Genomic DNA, 19,001 nt, shown 5'->3' on the forward strand with positions numbered 1-19,001 from the left:
GCTCGTCGTCGTTGAACAGCCGCTCCACCATGCTCGGCGTCCGCTCCAACGCGGCCTCGAACCGGGAGATTTCGGCGACGTCGATACCGACCCCGATGATCACTGTCCGATCACTCCACCGTGACCGACTTCGCCAAGTTCCTTGGCTGGTCGACCTCGTTGCCACGGGCGGTCGCCAACTCGCAGGCGAAGACCTGCAACGGGACGGTGGCGACCAGCGGTTGGAGGAGCGTCGGGGTCTGCGGGATGCGGATCAGGTGGTCCGCGTACGGGACGACCGTCTCGTCGCCCTCCTCCGCGATGACGATGGTCCGCGCGCCACGGGCCCGGATCTCCTGGATGTTGGAGACGATCTTGTCGTGCAGCACCGACCGCCCGCGCGGCGAGGGCACGATCACGACGACCGGCAGGTCCTCCTCGATCAGCGCGATCGGGCCGTGCTTCAACTCGCCCGCCGCGAAGCCCTCCGCGTGCATGTAGGCGAGTTCCTTGAGCTTCAGCGCGCCTTCGAGTGCGACCGGGTAGCCGACGTGGCGGCCAAGGAACAGAACCGTGTTCTTGTCCTTGAGGGAGCGCGCCAGTTCCCGTACCGGCTCCATGGTCTCCAGGACCTGGTCAACCTGCTTGGCGATGTCGGACAGTTCGCGGATGACGGTCAGGATCTCGTCGCCCCACTTGGTGCCGCGCACCTGGCCCAGGTAGAGGGCGACCAGGTAGCAGGCCACGAGTTGGGTCAGGAACGCCTTAGTGGAGGCGACGGCCACTTCCGGGCCCGCGTGCGTGTAGAGGACGGCGTCCGACTCCCGGGGAATCGTCGAGCCGTTGGTGTTGCAGATGGCCAGGACCTTCGAGCCCTGTTCGCGGGCGTGCCGAAGGGCCATGAGGGTGTCCATCGTCTCGCCGGACTGGCTGATGGCGACGACCAGGGTGCGTGGGTCGAGGATGGGGTCGCGGTAGCGGAACTCGCTGGCGAGTTCCGTCTCGCAGGGGATGCGGGTCCAGTGCTCGATCGCGTACTTGGCGATCATCCCGGCGTGGAACGCCGTCCCGCACGCCACGATCACGATCTTGTCGATCTCGCGCAGGGTGTGGGCGTCGATGCGGACTTCGTCGAGGGTGAGGCGGCCGCTGGCGTCGATGCGGCCGAGCAGGGTGTCGGCGACCGCCTTGGGCTGCTCGGCGATCTCCTTGAGCATGAAGTAGTCGTAGCCAGCTTTCTCGGCGGCCGAGGCGTCCCAGTCCACGTGGTACTCGCGGTAGGTGCCGGGGTTGCCGTCGAAGTCGGTGACGGTGACGCCGTCCCGGCGCAGCTCGACCACCTGGTCCTGGCCGAGTTCCATGGCGTCCCGGGTGTACGCGATGAACGCGGCCACATCGGAGGCGAGGAAGTTCTCGCCGTCGCCGAGGCCCACCACCAGCGGGGAGTTGCGGCGCGCCGCGACCACCACGTCGGGCGCGTCCGCGCTCACCGACACCAGGGTGAACGCGCCCTCCAGGCGGCGGCAGACCTGGCGCATCGCCTCGGCGAGGTCACCGGCCGAGGAGTACGCCTCGGCGAGCAGGTGGGAGACCACCTCGGTGTCGGTCTCGGAGAGCAGCTCATGGCCGCGCTCGATGAGTTCGGCGCGCAGCTCGGCGAAGTTCTCGATGATGCCGTTGTGTACGACGGCGACCCGTCCGGCGTTGTCCAGGTGCGGGTGGGCGTTGGCGTCGTTGGGGGCGCCGTGGGTGGCCCAGCGGGTGTGGCCGATTCCGGTGGTGCCCGCGGGCAGCGGCCGGTCGGCCAGCTCCTTCTCCAGGTTGGCCAGCTTGCCCGCCTTCTTGGCGGCGGCCAGCCCGCCGTCGGCCAGCACCGCCACCCCGGCCGAGTCATAGCCGCGGTACTCCAGCCGCTTGAGCCCGGTGATGACAACGTCGAGGGCGTTCTGGGCGCCCACGTATCCCACGATTCCGCACATGGGGGTCAGCTTAGGGGGGCCGGGTGAGCGGGTGGACTGCGGCGTCGGCCACCCGAGTGGACCACGCCGGAGAGTACGGCGAGGGTCCCGGAGAGTGAAGTGCGATTGTCGTACGACTGATGCCGTCCTACTCCGGTGGCGGCGGGTCCGCCGCGGTTGACGAAAGGCCGGTGCGATGGCTGGTGTGGTGAGGTTGCGAGCCTGGGCGGGGCTGCTGACGGTGGTCACGGTGCTGCCGCTGCTGCTGGGCGGCGGAACCGCCGTGGCGGGTGGTGGATCGACGGACCCACGGGTGCCTCTGTACCGGCTGGTGCCGGGCGTACCGCTGCCCCGCGGCGCCGGGGCGACGCCGGACGAGACGTACGCGCAGCGGATCACCTACGGCCGCACCCCGGCCCGGCACCGCGTGCCCGCGCTGACCGCCGCGCAGATGCGGGCGGTCCGGCTCACCGAGTACGTACCGCGCGACGACGCGGCCGTGGTGCGGGCCAAGGGTGCGCGACACTACTGCTCGCCGCACGCCGGTCCGTACCAGCGACGGGTCACCCGCTTCCTGCGGCTGCTGGGCCGCAAGCGGCAGACCCGGGCCACCTGCCGGGCGATCCGCGCCTACCAGCGGGCACACGGCATCCGCCCGGCGATCGGCTTCGCCGGTCCGGTCACCTGGGGGATGATGCGCGACTCGGTGCGCACCCGGGCGATGGACCGGAAGGCGCTGATCAAGTCGAGCGAGCGCTGGGCCTGCCCGGTCGGTCCATGGCGGATCGCCTGTGTGGACCAGAACAACCAGGAGCTGTGGATCCAGAACGGCGACGAGATCGTGTTCGGCCCGGTCCCGGTGCGTACCGGACTGCCCGGCTACCGCACCCGTAACGGCATGCACACCATTTACTGGCGGCACCTCGACCACGTGTCGACGATCTACCACACCCCGATGCCGTTCGCCCAGTTCTTCGCCGGTGGCCAGGCGCTGCACGGAATCATCGGCGAACCGTACGGTCCGGGCGGCAGTTACGGCTGTGTCAACCTGCGGATGCGGGACGCGCAGGACGCGTGGAACATCCTTCAGCTGAACGACCGGGTCTATGTGTGGGGGGTCAGGCAAATGAACAATGACGACGACGACTAAGCAGGTCGGGCGAGGTCCGCTGCGGTTCGGCAGCGGCCTGAGGGGGCGCGGGGAACCGCGCGGCCAGCCACCGTGGAGCCGCAGACGAGGCGGCGAGCGGTTCCCGGTGCCGTGTGAGGCGAATGCCATAGGCACGAGCGGCGTCCCGCCTGAGACACTGACGGGGATGAACGCTGCACTTGATGAGGACGAGCGCCCGGCGCCCGACACAGCCCTGCGGGTGTGGGCCGAGATCGACCTCGCCGCGTTGCGGGCCAACGTGGCGGCGCTGCGCGCCCGCATCGGCGGGGCCGCGCTGATGGCCGTGGTGAAGGCCGACGGCTACGGGCACGGCGCGCTCGCCTGCGCCCGGGCCGCCCGCGCCGCCGGTGCGGCCTGGATCGGCACCGCCACCCCGCAGGAGGCGCTGCAGCTGCGCGCCGCCGGGGTGGACGGGCGGATGCTGTGCTGGCTGTGGACCCCGGGCGGGCCATGGCGGGAGGCGATCGAGGCGGACATCGACGTGTCGGTGAGCGGCATGTGGGCGCTGCGCGAGGCGACCGCCGCCGCCCGCGCCGCCGGACGGCCGGCCCGTATCCAGTTGAAGTCGGACACCGGGTTGGGCCGCAACGGCTGCCAGCCCGCGGACTGGCCGGAGTTGGTGGCCGCCGCCCGCGCCGCGGAGGTCGCCGGGCTGGCCAAGGTCACCGGTGTCTGGTCGCACTTCGCGTGCGCCGACGAGCTGGGGCATCCGTCGATCGCCGCCCAACTCGCCGCGTTCCACGAGGCGTTGGACGCCGCGCGGGCGGCGGGCCTTGAGCCCGAGGTACGGCACATCGCCAACTCGCCCGCCACGCTGACCCTTCCGGAGGCCCACTTCGACCTGGTGCGTGCCGGTATCGCCGTCTACGGCGTATCGCCGGTGCCGCAGATCGGCGCGGCGGCGGACTTCGGGCTGCGTCCGGTGATGACGCTGCGGGCCCGGCTGGCCCAGGTCAAGCGGGTGCCGGGCGGCCATGGCGTCTCCTACGGCCACCTGTACACCACGCCGGGCGAGACCACCTTGGCGCTGGTTCCGGCCGGTTACGCGGACGGCATTCCACGGCACGCCTCGAACACCGGGCCGGTGCTGGTCGCGGGCAAGTGGCGGACGGTGGCCGGACGGGTCGCGATGGACCAGTTCGTGGTGGACCTCGGCGGCGACAGCGCCCGGGTGGGCGACCCGGCGGTGCTGTTCGGGCCCGGCGACCAGGGCGAGCCGACGGCCGAGGACTGGGCGCGGGCCTGCGGCACCATCGCGTACGAGATCGTCACCAGGATCGGCGCCCGGGTGCCGCGGGTCCATCTGCACGCGGACGACGACGGAATTGGGAGCCAGACCGTCACGGGGGGTATCTGATCCACGATGACAGACACCAGCGGCAGTGGTGGTGCGCTGAAGTCCGCGGGCAGGTCCGCGGGGCTGGTCGGCGCGGCGATCGGTGTGCTCGCGGCGGGCGCCGCCGCGGGCGTCGCGATAGAGCGGATGACCGTTGGCCGGGCCATACGCAGTAAGGCCCGGCTCGCGCTGGACGCGACCGGCCCGTTCGGCACGCTGCGCGGCACGCCGGGCGTGGCGTACGCCGAGGACGGCACCGCGCTGCGCTACGAGGTCGAGGAGTTCGAGCCGGACGGCCGGGGGCGGCCGGGCCTCTTCCGGCGCAACGGGACCGCTCCGCTGACCATCGTCTTCAGCCACGGCTACTGCCTGAACCAGGACTCCTGGCACTTCCAGCGGCTGGCGCTGCGCGGCCAGGTGCGGGCGGTCTACTGGGACCAGCGCAGCCACGGCCGCTCGGGGCGCGGGCACGCCCAGATCGACGGCCAGTCGGCCACCATCGACCAGCTCGGCCGTGACCTCAAGGCGATCATCGACGCCGCGGCGCCGGAGGGGCCGCTGGTGCTGGCCGGGCACTCGATGGGCGGTATGACGGTGATGGCGTTCGCCGCGCAGTTCCCCGAGCTGGTGCGGGAGCGGGTGGCGGGCGTGTTCCTGGTCGGCACCTCCTCGGGCAAGCTGTCGGCGGTGGCGCTCGGGCTGCCCGCGGTGGGTGCACGGGCGTTCCGCGCGCTGGCGCCGGGCGTGCTGCGGGCGCTGGGCAGCCAGGCGGCCCTGGTCGAGCGGGGCAGGCGGGCCACCGCCGACCTGTTCGCCGGGATCGTCAAGCGCTACTCGTTCGGCTCCGAGGTCGACCCCGGGGTCGCCCGGCTCGCCGAGCGGATGATCGAGTCGACGCCGATCGACGTGGTCGCGGAGTTCTATCCGGCGTTCACCGAGCACGACAAGGCGGAGTCGCTGGCCTTCCTCGACGGGCGTCCGGCGCTGGTGATGGCGGGCGACAAGGACCTGTTGACGCCCAGCGACCACAGCGCGGCGATCGCCGAACGGCTGCCGAACGCCGAACTCGTCATCGTCCCGGCCGCGGGCCACCTGGTGATGCTGGAGCATCCGGACGTGGTCAACGCCCATCTCGCCGCCCTGCTGGCGCGTGCCGCGGACGCGGTGCGGGCGCCGCTGCCGGACGCGGTGCGCGAGCTGGCGCTGAGCCACGAGGTCTCACAGGCAGCGCGGGCGTAGCGCCGCGGGGACCCGCCGGTGTTGCGTAGCATCGACAACCATGGGTACGACGCAGGACTTGGACGTACGGACGCGGATCACCGTCGAGACCGCCGACCGCATGCGGGAGCTGGGCCATCGGCTGGCCGCGCTGCTGCGGCCGGGTGATCTGGTGCTGCTCAGCGGTGAGCTGGGCGCCGGGAAGACCACGCTGACCCGTGGCCTGGGCGAGGGCCTGGGGGTGCGCGGTGCGGTGACCTCGCCGACGTTCGTGATCGCCCGGGTGCACCCGTCGTTGACCGGTGGTCCGGCGCTGGTCCACGTGGACGCGTACCGGCTGGGCGGTGGGCTGGACGAGATGGAGGACCTCGACCTCGATGTCTCGCTGACCGAGTCGGTGGTGGTGGTGGAGTGGGGCGAGGGCAAGGTCGAGGACCTGTCCGAGGACCGGCTGCACGTCGCCATCCACCGCGGCACCGGGGACGAGGCGCACGATGTGCGGGAGGTCGTGATCACCGGGGTCGGGGAGCGCTGGGCGGACGCCGCGCTGGACGAGCTCGGGTAAGTGGGCCCTTCTTTCCCGCTCTTCGCGTCTTCCGCTGCCGCCTGTACCGCTGTCCGCGACTATCCTGTCCGCCCGCACTGCTGTCCGTTTGTGTGATCTTCTGCGACAGTATTCCGACAGGGCGTCGGGAAGATGTTGCGCCGGGCCCGCCGTGCATGGTGTGCTTGAGGTCAGAGGTTGGTTAGGCCTGCCTAAGTTCTGGCCCGGGAGGCGACATGTCGGCCGACGGCCGTGCCGAGGTTTCCCGGGAATCGCGCGATTCCCGGGATGAGACACCGATGCCGCCGATGAGCGAGCTGCTGGCCGCTGGCGCGGCGGCGCAGGCGGTCTGCACTCCGCCCCGGGCGCCGGAGGACGACCCGGACGACACCAAGCGGGAGCCTGACGCCGCGTAGGCCCCCGGCGGCGGTTGGTTCCGGGGCGCGAGCCCGCGAACGACTTGTCGCTCGTCCGGGTGGTCCCGCACGATCACGGAACGACGATCACCTTCGCGCCGATGAGGGCGAACTGCCACATCGCGGTGCCGTCGGCGGGCTGCTCGCGCACCCCACCGGTCTTCCTGGCGGTCTGCGGGGTCTGCGCGGAGCCGTTCACGGCGGCGGAGAAGCCGATCGTCGTGCCGTGCACCACGGCGAACCGCACCACATGCTCCACCGGCACCCCGTCCGTCCCGGTGACCCGCTCGGAGCGGGAGGTCACCGTGTACGTGCCCGGGGTCGGGGAGACCGAGCCGGGGGTGACGGTGAAGCCGCGCTCGACCTGGTCCTCGGCGGACACCAGCCACACCCGGCGCTGCGCCAGCGAGTAGACGACGCGCTTGCCGTGCCCGGAGTCGGCGGGCAGTGCGACCGGCTGGGGGGAGGGCGGCATGGACGCGACGGTGCTCGGCTGGGCCGACGTGGCGGGGCTGGGCGCGGTGTGCGACTTGCCGGTGTGGTCGGGGGCGGCGGACGCCTGCCAGGCCAGCACGCCGATGGCCGCTAGCGCGGCGGCGGTGAGGCCGGTGACGATCGTGCCGGAGGCAATCCTTGCCATGGGGAGACGTTAGCACCGGGTCACTACGCGTTCGGCGGTTGGGCTTCTCTCCCACCGGCCCACCTCGTTGCCCCGGCCTCTGCTTGCCGTTCGGTCGAACGCCAGCGCGAGCGCACCGGCGCCGTAGGCTGTCTACCGTGCTACTCGCCTTCGACACCGCCACTCCCGCCATCACCGCCGCCGTGCACGACGGCACAGCCGTGCTCGCCGAGTCCACGCAGGTCGACGCCCGTCGGCACGGCGAGCTGCTGCTCCCCGCAGTGGACGAGGCCCTGCGCGCCGCGGGCGTGAAGCTGGACGCGGTGACCGGCATCGTGGTCGGCGTCGGCCCCGGCCCGTACACCGGACTGCGGGTCGGACTGGTGACCGCCGCCGCCTTCGGCGACGCCCTGGGCGTGCCGGTGTACGGCGTCTGCACGCTCGACGGCATCGCGTACGCCGCCGGACGGGCGGGCGAGATGGACGGGCCGTTCGTCGTGGCGACCGACGCCCGCCGCAAGGAGGTCTACTGGGCGCGGTACACCGACCCCCGTACCCGGGCCACCGACCCCGCCGTGGACCGCCCGGCGGACATCGCCGACGAGGTGGCCGGGCTCCCGGCCGTCGGCGCGGGCGCCGCGCTCTACCCGCAGGTCTTCACCGGGGTCCGCGCGCACGCCCCGCAGCACCAGTCGGCCGCCGCGCTGGCCGCCCTCGCCGCCGAGCGGCTGGAGAGCGGCGCGCGGTTCCTGCCGCCACTGCCGCTCTACCTGCGGCGTCCCGACGCCCAGGTGCCCGCCGGATACAAGGCGGTCATGCCCAAATGACCGCCGCCCTGCGCGAGATGCGCTGGTGGGACATCGAGCCGGTGATGGCGCTGGAGGAGGCGCTGTTCCCGGACGACGCCTGGTCGCGCGGCATGTTCTGGTCCGAACTGGCCGGTACCCGCCACCAGGAGGCGACCCGCTACTACGTGGTGGCCGAGAACGGCGGCCGGATCGTCGGCTATGCCGGGCTCGCGGCGGTGGCCGGGACCGGCGACGTGCAGACCATCGCGGTCGCCACCGACCAGTGGGGCACCGGACTCGGCTCCCGGCTGCTCGGCGAACTGCTGCGCCGGGCCACCGCCATGGAGTGCCGCGAGGTGCTCCTGGAGGTGCGGGTCGACAACGCCCGCGCCCAACGCCTCTACGAGCGCTTCGGCTTCGAGCCGATCGGCTTCAGGCGCGGCTACTACCAGCCGGGCAACGTGGACGCCCTCGTCATGAGACTGACCGACCCCTCAACCGTTCCCCTGCAAGGATTGATCCATGGCTGACGAACCCCTCGTCCTGGGCATCGAGACCTCCTGTGACGAGACCGGCGTGGGCGTGGTCCGCGGCCACACGCTGCTGGCCGACGCGGTCGCGTCCAGCGTGGACGAGCACGCCAGGTTCGGCGGCGTGGTGCCGGAGGTAGCCAGCCGGGCTCACCTGGAGGCGATGGTTCCGACCATCCAGCGGGCGCTCAAGGACGCCGGTGTCACCCCCCGCGACCTGGACGGCATCGCGGTGACCGCCGGTCCCGGGCTGGCCGGTGCGCTGCTGGTCGGCGTCTCGGCGGCGAAGGCTTATGCGTACGCGCTGGGCAAGCCGTTGTACGGCGTCAACCACCTGGCCTCGCACGTGTGCGTGGACCAGTTGGAGCACGGCGCGCTGCCCGAGCCGACGATGGCGCTGCTGGTCTCCGGCGGCCACTCCTCGCTGCTGCTGGCGCCCGACATCACCTCCGACGTGCGGCCGCTCGGCTCGACCATCGACGACGCGGCGGGCGAGGCGTTCGACAAGGTCGCCCGGGTGCTGGGGCTCGGCTTCCCCGGCGGACCGGTGATCGACCGCTACGCGCGCGAGGGCGATCCGGACGCGATCCGCTTCCCGCGCGGGCTGACCGGGCCGCGCGACCCGCTGTACGACTTCTCCTTCTCCGGGCTGAAGACCGCGGTGGCCCGGTGGATCGAGGCCAAGCGGGCCGCGGGCGAGACGGTGCCGGTGGCGGACGTGGCGGCCTCGTTCCAGGAGGCGGTGACCGACGTACTGACCCGCAAGGCGATCCGGGCCTGCAAGGACCACGGTGTGGACCACCTGATGATGGGCGGCGGCGTCGCGGCCAACTCCCGGTTGCGGGCGATGGCCGAGGAGCGGTGCGCCGCGGCCGGGATCGAACTGCGGGTGCCGCGGCCCAAGTTGTGCACCGACAACGGTGCGATGGTTGCCGCGCTGGGCGCCGAGATGGTGGCGCGCGGCCGGGCCGCCTCGGACTGGGAGCTGCCCGCCGACTCCTCGCTCCCGGTGACCGAACCGCATGTCCCCGGTCAGCACCGCGCCGCCTGATGCCGACCGTCGCGTTGATGTGGGAGGCGCGCGCCGTGCCGGGCCGCGGCGCCGAACTCCTGGAGTGGGTACGGGAGCGCGAGCCGCACGGTGAGCGTCAACCGCTGCGCCGCGAGGTTTTCGCCGCGCCCGAGGACCGGGTGCTGGTGATCACCTGGTGGGAGGGCGAGTACGACACGGTGGTGCCGGAACTCCCCGATCCACCAGGGGAGTTGGTGCGCCGCGCGGTGCACCGCTGGCGGTTCGAGTCGGTCGGCGGCTGAGCGGGCGGCCTTCGGCAGGTTCCCTCGTATAGGTGGGATTGGCCGCGACCATATCCCTTGGGTGGGGCGCCGGTTCGTAGTCTGACGGGCGTCGTCGATGCGAGGGGGTGCCCGTTGGAGGAGCCGGAGAGCGGCCGCGACAGACTGCGGCAGCGTGCGGACTCCGTGGCCGCGGCCCTGGTCGTCCTCGGCCGCAGTCCCGAGCGCGCCGACGATGCGGTGGCCGACCTCGCCTTCCAGCACGCCACGTTACTGGCCGCAGCCGTCGCTCCGTACCGCGAGGGCGCCGCCGACCCGCAACTGGTCTACGGTGGCCCGGCGGTGCTGGCGCGCGGTGTGCAGAACGTGCACGGCTACCCCGAGCACCGCCATCTTCCGGTCCACGAGCACCTGATCACCCACCTCGGGCTGGCCGCGGAGTACGTACGGGCGCTGTTCGGCGCGGAGGGCGACGGGCGCCCGCAGCACGAACTGCTGGTCGTCACCCGGGAGTTCCTCACCGCCATGATCACCGCCGCCGGTCAGACCGCGTACCATCTGCGCTCCGCGCACCTCGGCCCCACCGGCGGCCCCTCCGAGTCCGGTCTTGAGACCATCTCCTACGCGGTCAACGGCGACATCCTCGCCTCGCTCGCCGACGCGGCGGAACAGGCGGCCAACCGGATGCGCAGGGAACTGGACCGGCTCACCGACCAGGACGGTTGACGGCCGTCAGGCGGGGCCGGTTGTCAGGCGGCTGACGTCGTCAGGCGGTTGGTGTCGTCAGGCGGTGATGGTTGTCAGGCGGTGACGGCCGTCAGGCGGTGATGGTTGTCAGGCGGGCGCGCCGATGAGCATGGTGGGTGCTCCGGCCACCCTGGTCAGCAGGATTGTCGCCGAGTTGGGGCCCTGGGGCTTCAGCCGCCTGCGCAACTCCTCCGGTTCCACGGCCGAGCCGCGCTTCTTGACGGTGAGCGTGCCGACCTCGCGCTCCCGCAGCAGTGCCTTGAGCTTCTTGAGGTTGAACGGCAGCGTGTCGGTGATCTCGTGGGCGGTGGCGTACGGGGTGCGGCGCAGCTCGTCCGCTGTGACGTAGGCGATCGTCTCGTCGATGAGACGGCCGCCGAGTTCCGCCGCGACCTCCGCCACGAGATGGGCGCGGATCACGGCGCCGTCCGGCTCGTACAGGTACCGGCCGACCGGGCCCACCGGCGGTACCGGCAGGCCGCCGCCGGTCAGCGTGGCGCCGCCGGGCAGCAGGGTGGCGCGCCGGGCGCCGGGTTCGGTGCCGAACCACAGCACGGCTTCCTTCACGTCCCCCCGGTCCGAGACCCATTCCGCTTCGGCGTCCTCGGGCACCGCCTCGTGCGGGATCCCGGGGGCGACCTTGAGCGCGGCGTACGGGGCTCTGCGGGCGGCGGCCACCGCCCAGGACAGCGGGGGCGAGTACGCCTCGGGGTCGAAGATCCGGCCCCGGCCGCCGCGCCGGGCCGGGTCGACGAAGACCGCGTCGTACCCGTCCACGGCCACCTCGGTGACGTCCGCCTGGCGCACCTCGATCAGCCCGTCGAGGCCCAGGGCGCGGGCGTTGGCCTCGGCGACCGCGCAGGTCAGCGGCGCGCGGTCGACCGCGAGCACCTCGATCCCGTTGCGGGCGAGGGCGATCGCGTCACCTCCGATCCCGCAGCACAGATCGGCCACCCGCCGCACCCCGAGCGCCGCCAACCGCGCCGCCCGGTGCTCGGCCACCACGGTGCGGGTGGCCTGTTCGACTCCGTCGGGCGTGAAGTACATCCGCTGCGCGTCCGCCCCGAACTTGGCCTCCGCCCGCCCCCGCAACCGCGCCTGCGTCACCGCGGCGGCGACGACCTGCGCCGGGTACTCCTTCCGCAACCGGGTCACGATCCCGATCTCATCGGCCGGATCAAACCCCCGCAGCCGACCGAGCAGGTCCTGCCCGTCGGGCCCGAGGAGCGAGGAGAAGGCATCAAGGTCCACCCGACCATTCTCAGCACCGCGGCGCACCGGGCGACGCGCGGGGCGGGTCTGGAGCGCGCGGGACGGCGCGAGGTGGGGTCTGGGGCGAGGTCAAGGCGGCGCCCCGGGGCGGGGGCCGCAAGCGGGGTCTGGGGCGCAGCCCCGGAGGGGGCCGGGGGCGGAGCCCCCGGAACAACACGAGCTGGTGCCAACGCGCCTCCGGCGCGTTGGCACTCCGCTTGACCGAGTGCTAACGGAGTTCTAGGCTCGGCCCTGGCACTCCGCACTGCAGAGTGCCAACAGCGACGAGGCAGGTCCGGCACCCGCGACGACGGATCTACCAGGGTCGCCACCCCAAGACACTCTCTGTGAACTCTCCGAAGGGGGAGGTCGGATCGTGACGACCACCAGCAGCAAGGTTGCCATCAAGCCGCTCGAGGACCGCATCGTGGTCCAGCCGCTTGACGCCGAGCAGACCACGGCCTCGGGCCTGGTCATTCCGGACACCGCGAAGGAGAAGCCCCAGGAGGGCGCTGTCCTCGCCGTCGGCCCGGGCCGCTTCGAGAACGGCGAGCGCCTGCCGCTCGACGTGAAGGTCGGCGACGTCGTGCTCTACAGCAAGTACGGCGGCACCGAGGTCAAGTACAACGGCGACGAGTACCTCGTCCTCTCGGCCCGCGACGTCCTCGCGGTCATCGAGAAGTAACCACGGTGCGCCCGCTCGGGCGCACCCTCCGGCTCCACTACACGCAGCCGTGATCACGCCCCGGGTTTTCCGCGTCCGTTGGACCGGGGCCCGGGGCGCGGTCTCTGACGAGGAACAGACGAGGTAGGACGCAGGTTATGGCCAAGATCCTGAAGTTCGACGAGGACGCCCGTCGCGCCCTTGAGCGCGGCGTCAACAAGCTTGCCGACACTGTCAAGGTGACCATCGGCCCCAAGGGCCGCAACGTCGTCATCGACAAGAAGTTCGGCGCTCCGACCATCACCAACGACGGCGTCACCATCGCCCGTGAGGTCGAGATCGAGGACGCGTACGAGAACCTGGGCGCCCAGTTGGTCAAGGAGGTGGCGACCAAGACCAACGACATCGCGGGTGACGGCACCACCACCGCCACCGTGCTGGCCCAGGCGCTGGTCCGCGAGGGTCTGCGGAACGTCGCCGCCGGCGCCTCCCCGGCCGCCCTGAAGCGCGGCATCGACGCCGCGGTCAAGGCCGTCTCCGACGAGCTGCTGGCCACCGCCCGCCCGATCGACTCCAAGGCCGACATCGCCGCCGTGGCCGCGCTGTCCGCGCAGGACAAGCAGGTCGGCGAGCTGATCGCCGAGGCCATGGACAAGGTCGGCAAGGACGGCGTCATCACCGTCGAGGAGTCCAACACCTTCGGTCTGGAGCTGGACTTCACCGAGGGCATGGCCTTCGACAAGGGCTACCTGTCGCCGTACTTCGTCACCGACCAGGAGCGGATGGAAGCGGTCCTCGACGACCCGTACATCCTGATCCACCAGGGCAAGATCTCCTCGATCCAGGACCTGCTGCCGCTGCTGGAGAAGGTCATCCAGGCGGGCAGCAGCAAGCCGCTGCTGATCATCGCCGAGGATGTCGAGGGCGAGGCGCTGTCCACCCTGGTCGTCAACAAGATCCGCGGCACCTTCAACGCGGTCGCGGTCAAGGCCCCTGGCTTCGGCGACCGCCGCAAGGCGATGCTCGGCGACATGGCGGTGCTCACCGGCGCCACCGTGGTCGCCGAGGAGGTCGGCCTCAAGCTCGACCAGGTCGGCCTGGACGTGCTCGGTACCGCCCGCCGGGTGACCGTCACCAAGGACGACACCACCATCGTCGACGGTGCCGGTGACAAGGCCGAGCTGGAGGGCCGGGTCAACCAGATCAAGGCCGAGATCGCCACCACCGACTCCGACTGGGACCGCGAGAAGCTCCAGGAGCGCCTGGCCAAGCTGGCCGGTGGCGTCTGCGTGATCCGGGTCGGCGCGGCCACCGAGGTCGAGCTCAAGGAGCGCAAGCACCGTCTGGAGGACGCCATCTCCGCGACCCGCGCCGCGGTCGAGGAGGGCATCGTCTCCGGTGGTGGCTCCGCGCTGGTGCACGCCTCCAAGGTGCTCGTCGACTCGCTGGGCAAGGAGGGCGACGAGGCCACCGGTGTGGCGGTCGTCCGCAAGGCCGTGGTCGAGCCGCTGCGCTGGATCGCCGAGAACGCCGGTCTCGAGGGCTACGTGATCACCTCCAAGGTGGCCGAGCTGGAGAAGGGCAACGGCTTCAACGCCGCCACCGGTGAGTACGGCGACCTGGTCAAGGCCGGTGTCATCGACCCGGTGAAGGTGACCCGTTCCGCGCTGGAGAACGCCGCGTCCATCGCCTCCCTGCTGCTCACGACCGAGACCCTGGTCGTGGAGAAGAAGGAAGAGGAGAAGGCCGAGGCCGGTCACGGCCACGGTCACGGCCACGCCCACTGAGCCGGGTAGCGCACAGCTGTACGAAGGCCCCGGGTCTTGCCGCTGAGCGGTGGACCCGGGGCCTTGTGCGCCGCCGGTCGAGCCGACGGTCAACGGGGACCGAAGCGGCGCCCCGCCTTCGAGGAGACCCGGGCGAACACACCGATCGGCATGACCTTCGCCAGCCCGACGACCGCCTTGTACCGCACGTCGGGCACGCTCACCGCCTTGCCCACCGCGAGATCGCGAATCGCCGCCGCCACCACCTTGTCGGCGTCCAGCCAGACCCAGTCGGGAAGGCCGCTGGCGTCCATCCCGGCCCGCTGGTGGAACTCGGTGTGCACGAACCCCGGACACAGCGCCATCAACCGCACACCGCTGCCCGCGAGTTCACGGGCCGCGCCCTGGGTGAACCGCACCACCCACGCCTTGCTCGCCGAGTAGGTACCGCGTGGCAGGAACGCCGCCACCGACGCCACATTGATGACGAAGCCCCGGCCGCGCTCCCGCATCGCCTTCGCCGCCGCGTAGGTGAGCCGCAGCACCGCCTCACAGTGCACCTTGAGCATGGTCAGCTCCTCGGCCACCGGCGCGTCCAGGAACGCGGCGCGGTTGCCGAAGCCCGCGTTGTTCACCAGCACGTCCACCGGCTCGGCCCGGTCGGCGAGCCGTGCCTCCACCGCCGTGATGCCTTCCTCGGTGGACAGGTCGGCGACCAGCACCTGTACCCGCACGCCATGCCGCTTGCGCAGCTCCCGCGCGCTCTCCTCCAGCCGCTTGCCGTCGCGTGCCACCAGGACCAGGTCGTGCCCGTCGTCCGCCAGCCGCCGCGCGAAGGCGGCGCCGATACCCGCTGTCGCTCCCGTGATCAGTGAAGTGGTCATGAAGCGAGGCTAGGGCCTTCGCCACCGCTTCAGCCCACTCTCCTTCGGGCGATCTCCCTGATCTCCTCGGGAAGCGCGTCCGCCTCCAACAGCCGGGCAAGCAGGTGCGGTTGACCGGTCATCGCCCGAAAGGTGAGCGAGACGGTCACTCGGTGGTGCGGCCGGGACTCGACCACGATCGGGTCACCGGCGCGGATCTCGCCGGGCTCGACCACCCGCAGATACGGTCCGGGCAGCCCGGCCACGGTGAACTGCCTGAGCCAGCCGGGACGGCCCATCCAGCCCTGGAACGTCGCACACGGAATGCGTGGGCAGCAGACTTCCAGCAGCACGTCCGGGCCGATCCGCCAACACTCCCCGATCAGCGCCTCGTTGACGTCCAGGCCAGTGGTGGTCAGGTTCTCCCCGAAGACACCGTTGGGCAGTCGCCGGCCGACTATCGCCTCCCAGTCATCCAGATCCTCCCTCGCATAGGCGTACACGGCCTGGTCTTCCCCGCCGTGGTGTTGCACATCGTGCACCCGGTCGCCCACCAGCCCGACCGCGCCGGTGCCCTTGGCTCCGGGCGCCCGGACCTGGACGGCCGCCTCTACCGGTCGCTTGTCGATCCCGGTGCCGGTCACGTTCTTCTTCCACGGGTTGGAACGCTCCACCCCGATGTTCACCGACAGCAACCTCATGCTTCGACGCTACGGTCGAAGCCCCCGGGCGGCGACCGCATTACCCTCCCTCGAACACCAGACTGCCCGCGCCGAACCTCAAAGTCCATGCTGATGATTGACATTCACTCCTAAGGATGGCTTATGGTTGGAGGGTGATCGAAGCACGCCATCTCCGGGTACTCCGCGCGGTGTCCCGAAGCGGCTCCTTCTCCGCCGCCGCACGTGAACTCGGCTGCACCCAGCCCGCGGTGAGCCAGCAGATGAAGGCGCTGGAGCAGTCCGCGGGCACACCGCTGCTGATCCGTGCCGGGCGGGAGATGCGGCTGACGGAGGCGGGCGAGGCGCTCACCCGGCACGCCGCCGGGATCCTCGCCGGGCTGACCGCGGCCGAGGAGGAGGTCGCCGCCATCGCCGGGCTGCGTGCCGGGCGGGTGCGGATGGTCTCCTTCCCCTCGGGCAGTTCGACGATCGTGCCCGGCGCGGTCGCGGAGATGCGCGCCGCCCACCCGGGAACGCAGGTCTCGCTGGAGGAGGCCGAGCCGCCGCAGTCCATAGAGATGGTGCGCGGTGGCGACTGCGAGGTGGCGCTCGCCTTCCGCTATCTCGACGTGCCCGCCGAGGCCGCCGAGACGGAATGGGCTGACCTGGTGGTGCGGCCGTTGCTCACCGACCGCCTGGTCGGCCTGGTGCCGGCCGGACACCGGCTGGCTCGGGCGGCCACCACGAGCGGCCCGGTGGAGATCGCCGAGCTCGCCGACGAGCAGTGGATCGCGGGCTGCCCGCGCTGCCGTCGCCATCTGGTGGAGGTGTGTGAGGACGCGGGCTTCACCCCGCGGATCGACTTCGCCACCGACGACTATCCGGCCGTGGCGGGCCTGGTCGGCGCCGGGCTCGGCGTCGCGATGCTGCCGGAGCTGGCGTTGCAGTCGGTACGCCCCAAGGGGGTCGCCGTCGTCGAGACGGCACCGGCGGTGCGTCGTGAGGTCGTCGCCCTGACGCTGCCCGACCTGGAGCAGGTGCCCGCTGTGAACGCGATGCTCACGCATCTGGAGACCGTCGCCGCCCGCGCCCTGGCCACTGTCTGACCGGCGGGAGCGATGGACTCCGGCCGGTTACCCCGGATGGGTGATTCGAGGCTGCCGCACGGGTGAATCGGCTCCGTCGGACGCGTTAGGCCAAAGGGCGCACAAAATCTCGTCCCGATCACTCGAGCCGGCGTGGCGGTCATCTCTCGCGCGGTGCCCCCGGACGCACGGGGCACCTCAACGCGCCGTGTGGCGCGCCTGGTTCGGCTGGTCCCACGAGGCCCCGTCCCACGGGGCGGGTCCGCGGCGGGACGCAGAAGCGTTCCTTCAGTTGCTGGGACTACTGATCAGCCGGTTCCGCGAACGGCCCATCATCTCCTCGCGCTCGTCCTCGGTGAGTCCGCCCCAGACGCCGTACGGCTCACGCACCGCCAGCGCGTGAGCCGCACACGCCGCCCGCACCGGGCAGCGCATGCACACCTCCTTGGCGGCGGCCTCGCGGGAGCTGCGGGCAGCGCCCCGTTCGCCCTCCGGGTGGAAGAACAGCGAACTGTCGACGCCGCGGCAGGCAGCCACCAGTTGCCAGTCCCAAAGGTCGGCGTTGGGGCCAGGGAGTCGGGAGAAATCTGCCATCGCTCATCCCCTCGGAAGGTCTGCCTACGGGACGTGCGGCCCGCGGCCGTGCTCATCCGGACACATTCACCGTGTAACTGGATGTAAATATGACTGATTGCCAATCTAGTCTCAACATCCCCATCTGGTAAAAAAAGCCGCCAAATAGTTCAAAATCGGGCACTAGCCCAGGTGTCGGGCTCGACGTCGGCCTCTGGACCGTTCCGCCGTCCGGGGTGTGTGAGGCCCGAGGCGCCCGGGAGTGTCCGGGTGGCGGGTGTGGTCGGCGGAGCCGGCGTGGACGCGTTCGGGGCACGCGCCCGTAGCGCTCCGCCGGTTGGTGTGGTGCAACGGTTGGTGGGCCACTGCGCCGCTCCGTGTTGTGCCGATCACGTAGAGTGTCGAGGACGGCTGCCAGACTCCGTAACTCTTTCGAGTGAGCGTCGTTGAGAGTGCGGAGGTGGTTGGACGGCGAGGCAATCGGGCAAGTGCCCCACGCCGTCAGCCCACCGGTGACGATTCGTACCAGCCTGGAGGCTCAACGTGACGCGGATCAGCTACGGAGGGCGGTCATGACATCCGTCCTCGTCTGCGACGACTCCCCGCTCGCCCGAGAAGCGCTTCGCCGTGCGGTCGCGACCGTGCCCGGCGTCGAGCGTGTGACGACGGCGGCCAACGGCGAGGAAGTCCTCCGCCGCTGGGGCGCCGACCGTTCCGACCTCATCCTTATGGATGTGCGGATGCCCGGCCTCGGTGGCGTCGAAACCGTGCGTCGGCTGCTGTCCGCGGACCCCGGCGCGCGCATCATCATGCTGACCGTCGCGGAGGACCTCGACGGGGTGGCGCTGGCGGTCGCCGCAGGTGCCCGCGGCTATCTGCACAAGGACGCCTCGCGCGCCGAACTGCGGGCCACCGTCACCCAGGCGCTGGCCGACCCCACCTGGCGGCTCGCACCGCGCAGGCTGCGCTCGGCCGAGATGGGTGCCGCGCCCACGCTGACCGCGCGGGAGATCCAGGTACTGGAGGGCATGAGTCACGGCCGCTCCAACGCGGAGATCGGCCGCGAGCTGTTCCTGTCCGAGGACACGGTCAAGACCCATGCCCGGCGCCTGTTCAAGAAGCTGGGAGCGTCCGACCGGGCGCACGCCGTGGCCCTCGGATTCCGCTGGGGCCTGGTGCGCTGAGGTCCGCGCCGTGCGCCGCCAACGGGGGAGGCCGCCCCGCCGGAACCCGGCCCTCCGCCGAGCCGCCGAGCACCCCGCCCGAGCGTTCGGCACCCGGCGGCGCCCGCCCCGACCATCCCGCGCAAGGCCGGGTCCCGGTGCGGCACCGGGGACCGGTCAGGGACCGGACCGCGGCGTGAAGTTCCGGATGCCCGCGCGAGGACGCATGCTTGAGGGTATGGACTTCCTCGGGGACCGGCGAGCGGGGCTGCGCGCAGCGCCTCCGGCAGCGACGGTGGTGGGCGACGGACGGGCGGGGCAGTGTGCGGCGGTTCCGCCAGGGGTTGTGGTGGCGGCATCCTCGCCAGCGGCCAG

At 71.6% G+C, this 19,001-nt stretch carries 19 protein-coding genes and 1 pseudogene; 13 read left to right on the plus strand and 7 right to left on the minus strand.

The genetic code is table 11. The annotated features are described in order from the left end of the window. Together NON19_RS30960 and glmS are read right to left on the minus strand one after the other, a co-directional pair. A pseudogene (locus NON19_RS30960) lies at window positions 1-103 on the minus strand (holo-ACP synthase); the annotation flags it as partial. A 7-nt stretch (window positions 104-110) separates the two neighbouring features. Beyond that, window positions 111-1,958, minus strand: a complete 1,848-nt coding sequence (gene glmS, locus NON19_RS30965; RefSeq protein ID WP_255932508.1) for a glutamine--fructose-6-phosphate transaminase (isomerizing) — start codon at window positions 1,956-1,958, stop codon at window positions 111-113. 184 nt (window positions 1,959-2,142) lie between these two features. Between glmS and NON19_RS30970 the strand changes: the two genes are divergently transcribed. The 4 genes from NON19_RS30970 (at window position 2,143) to tsaE (ending at window position 6,227) form a co-directional block, all read left to right on the plus strand. Then, entirely contained in the window at window positions 2,143-3,087 is a 945-nt protein-coding gene (locus NON19_RS30970) for a L,D-transpeptidase family protein (protein WP_255932510.1), read from the plus strand. Between the two features lie 166 nt (window positions 3,088-3,253). Further along, window positions 3,254-4,465, plus strand: a complete 1,212-nt coding sequence (alr, locus tag NON19_RS30975) for an alanine racemase (RefSeq protein ID WP_255932511.1) — start codon at window positions 3,254-3,256, stop codon at window positions 4,463-4,465. 6 nt (window positions 4,466-4,471) lie between these two features. Further along, entirely contained in the window at window positions 4,472-5,683 is a 1,212-nt protein-coding gene (locus tag NON19_RS30980; RefSeq protein WP_255932513.1) for an alpha/beta fold hydrolase, read from the plus strand. Window positions 5,684-5,723: 40 nt separating this feature from the next. After that, the gene (tsaE, locus tag NON19_RS30985; RefSeq protein ID WP_255932517.1) at window positions 5,724-6,227 is read left to right on the plus strand and encodes a tRNA (adenosine(37)-N6)-threonylcarbamoyltransferase complex ATPase subunit type 1 TsaE; all 504 of its coding nucleotides are present in this window, start codon (window positions 5,724-5,726) and stop codon (window positions 6,225-6,227) included. A 468-nt stretch (window positions 6,228-6,695) separates the two neighbouring features. Here tsaE and NON19_RS30990 read toward each other — a convergent pair whose 3' ends face one another. Then, complete coding sequence (locus tag NON19_RS30990; RefSeq protein WP_255932518.1) at window positions 6,696-7,262, minus strand: hypothetical protein; 567 nt, start codon at window positions 7,260-7,262, stop codon at window positions 6,696-6,698. Window positions 7,263-7,399: 137 nt separating this feature from the next. Here NON19_RS30990 and tsaB point away from each other — a divergent pair, with 137 nt between their 5' ends. The 5 genes from tsaB to NON19_RS31015 all read left to right on the plus strand — a co-directional run bounded on the left by tsaB (window position 7,400) and on the right by NON19_RS31015 (window position 10,578). Further along, a complete protein-coding gene (gene tsaB / locus NON19_RS30995) occupies window positions 7,400-8,068 on the plus strand; it encodes a tRNA (adenosine(37)-N6)-threonylcarbamoyltransferase complex dimerization subunit type 1 TsaB (protein ID WP_255932519.1) in 669 nt (222 codons plus the stop codon). Further along, the gene (gene rimI, locus NON19_RS31000) at window positions 8,065-8,559 is read left to right on the plus strand and encodes a ribosomal protein S18-alanine N-acetyltransferase (RefSeq protein ID WP_255932521.1); all 495 of its coding nucleotides are present in this window, start codon (window positions 8,065-8,067) and stop codon (window positions 8,557-8,559) included. The genes tsaB and rimI overlap by 4 nt, the downstream gene beginning before the upstream one ends. Continuing rightward, window positions 8,552-9,610, plus strand: a complete 1,059-nt coding sequence (gene tsaD, locus NON19_RS31005; RefSeq protein ID WP_255932522.1) for a tRNA (adenosine(37)-N6)-threonylcarbamoyltransferase complex transferase subunit TsaD — start codon at window positions 8,552-8,554, stop codon at window positions 9,608-9,610. The genes rimI and tsaD overlap by 8 nt, the downstream gene beginning before the upstream one ends. Continuing rightward, on the plus strand, window positions 9,610-9,873 hold the full coding sequence (locus tag NON19_RS31010; protein WP_255932524.1) for a hypothetical protein: 264 nt from the start codon (window positions 9,610-9,612) through the stop codon (window positions 9,871-9,873). The genes tsaD and NON19_RS31010 overlap by 1 nt, the downstream gene beginning before the upstream one ends. A gap of 114 nt (window positions 9,874-9,987) precedes the next feature. Further along, complete coding sequence (locus tag NON19_RS31015; RefSeq protein ID WP_255932525.1) at window positions 9,988-10,578, plus strand: hypothetical protein; 591 nt, start codon at window positions 9,988-9,990, stop codon at window positions 10,576-10,578. Between the two features lie 108 nt (window positions 10,579-10,686). Here NON19_RS31015 and NON19_RS31020 read toward each other — a convergent pair whose 3' ends face one another. Further along, window positions 10,687-11,850, minus strand: coding sequence for a class I SAM-dependent methyltransferase (locus NON19_RS31020; protein WP_255932526.1), 1,164 nt, complete (start codon window positions 11,848-11,850; stop codon window positions 10,687-10,689). Between the two features lie 376 nt (window positions 11,851-12,226). Between NON19_RS31020 and groES the strand changes: the two genes are divergently transcribed. Then, a complete protein-coding gene (gene groES / locus NON19_RS31025; RefSeq protein WP_066930783.1) occupies window positions 12,227-12,535 on the plus strand; it encodes a co-chaperone GroES in 309 nt (102 codons plus the stop codon). A 137-nt stretch (window positions 12,536-12,672) separates the two neighbouring features. After that, on the plus strand, window positions 12,673-14,301 hold the full coding sequence (gene groL / locus NON19_RS31030) for a chaperonin GroEL (RefSeq protein WP_255932527.1): 1,629 nt from the start codon (window positions 12,673-12,675) through the stop codon (window positions 14,299-14,301). Window positions 14,302-14,390: 89 nt separating this feature from the next. On the opposite strand, the gene NON19_RS31035 is transcribed toward groL, so the two are convergent. Together NON19_RS31035 and NON19_RS31040 are read right to left on the minus strand one after the other, a co-directional pair. Further along, complete coding sequence (locus NON19_RS31035) at window positions 14,391-15,164, minus strand: SDR family NAD(P)-dependent oxidoreductase (protein ID WP_255932528.1); 774 nt, start codon at window positions 15,162-15,164, stop codon at window positions 14,391-14,393. A gap of 29 nt (window positions 15,165-15,193) precedes the next feature. Then, window positions 15,194-15,844: an MOSC domain-containing protein gene (locus NON19_RS31040; RefSeq protein WP_255932529.1), complete on the minus strand. Its 651-nt coding sequence runs from the start codon at window positions 15,842-15,844 to the stop codon at window positions 15,194-15,196. 134 nt (window positions 15,845-15,978) lie between these two features. On the opposite strand from NON19_RS31040, the gene NON19_RS31045 reads away from it, so the two are divergent. Further along, window positions 15,979-16,911 carry a LysR family transcriptional regulator gene (locus NON19_RS31045; RefSeq protein ID WP_255932530.1) on the plus strand — a complete coding sequence of 311 codons (933 nt, stop codon included), beginning with the start codon at window positions 15,979-15,981 and terminating at the stop codon, window positions 16,909-16,911. A gap of 267 nt (window positions 16,912-17,178) precedes the next feature. Here NON19_RS31045 and NON19_RS31050 read toward each other — a convergent pair whose 3' ends face one another. After that, entirely contained in the window at window positions 17,179-17,484 is a 306-nt protein-coding gene (locus NON19_RS31050; RefSeq protein ID WP_255932531.1) for a WhiB family transcriptional regulator, read from the minus strand. A 551-nt stretch (window positions 17,485-18,035) separates the two neighbouring features. Between NON19_RS31050 and NON19_RS31055 the strand changes: the two genes are divergently transcribed. Next, a complete protein-coding gene (locus NON19_RS31055; RefSeq protein ID WP_003948568.1) occupies window positions 18,036-18,647 on the plus strand; it encodes a response regulator transcription factor in 612 nt (203 codons plus the stop codon). The last annotated feature ends 354 nt before the right edge of the window (window positions 18,648-19,001 follow it).

Origin of the sequence: Streptantibioticus rubrisoli (genome assembly GCF_024436055.1) — a bacterium.
Classification (GTDB): Bacteria; Actinomycetota; Actinomycetes; order Streptomycetales; family Streptomycetaceae; genus Streptantibioticus_A; species Streptantibioticus_A rubrisoli.

Coding starts and splice junctions, on each gene's coding strand:
- glmS (WP_255932508.1), bottom strand. CDS start 1,958: ATGTGCGGAATCGTGGGATACGTGGGCGCCCAGAACGCCCTCGACGTT.
- alr (WP_255932511.1), top strand. CDS start 3,254: ATGAACGCTGCACTTGATGAGGACGAGCGCCCGGCGCCCGACACAGCC.
- NON19_RS30980 (WP_255932513.1), top strand. CDS start 4,472: ATGACAGACACCAGCGGCAGTGGTGGTGCGCTGAAGTCCGCGGGCAGG.
- tsaE (WP_255932517.1), top strand. CDS start 5,724: ATGGGTACGACGCAGGACTTGGACGTACGGACGCGGATCACCGTCGAG.
- NON19_RS30990 (WP_255932518.1), bottom strand. CDS start 7,262: ATGGCAAGGATTGCCTCCGGCACGATCGTCACCGGCCTCACCGCCGCC.
- rimI (WP_255932521.1), top strand. CDS start 8,065: ATGACCGCCGCCCTGCGCGAGATGCGCTGGTGGGACATCGAGCCGGTG.
- tsaD (WP_255932522.1), top strand. CDS start 8,552: ATGGCTGACGAACCCCTCGTCCTGGGCATCGAGACCTCCTGTGACGAG.
- NON19_RS31010 (WP_255932524.1), top strand. CDS start 9,610: ATGCCGACCGTCGCGTTGATGTGGGAGGCGCGCGCCGTGCCGGGCCGC.
- groL (WP_255932527.1), top strand. CDS start 12,673: ATGGCCAAGATCCTGAAGTTCGACGAGGACGCCCGTCGCGCCCTTGAG.
- NON19_RS31035 (WP_255932528.1), bottom strand. CDS start 15,164: ATGACCACTTCACTGATCACGGGAGCGACAGCGGGTATCGGCGCCGCC.
- NON19_RS31040 (WP_255932529.1), bottom strand. CDS start 15,844: ATGAGGTTGCTGTCGGTGAACATCGGGGTGGAGCGTTCCAACCCGTGG.
- NON19_RS31050 (WP_255932531.1), bottom strand. CDS start 17,484: ATGGCAGATTTCTCCCGACTCCCTGGCCCCAACGCCGACCTTTGGGAC.
- NON19_RS31055 (WP_003948568.1), top strand. CDS start 18,036: ATGACATCCGTCCTCGTCTGCGACGACTCCCCGCTCGCCCGAGAAGCG.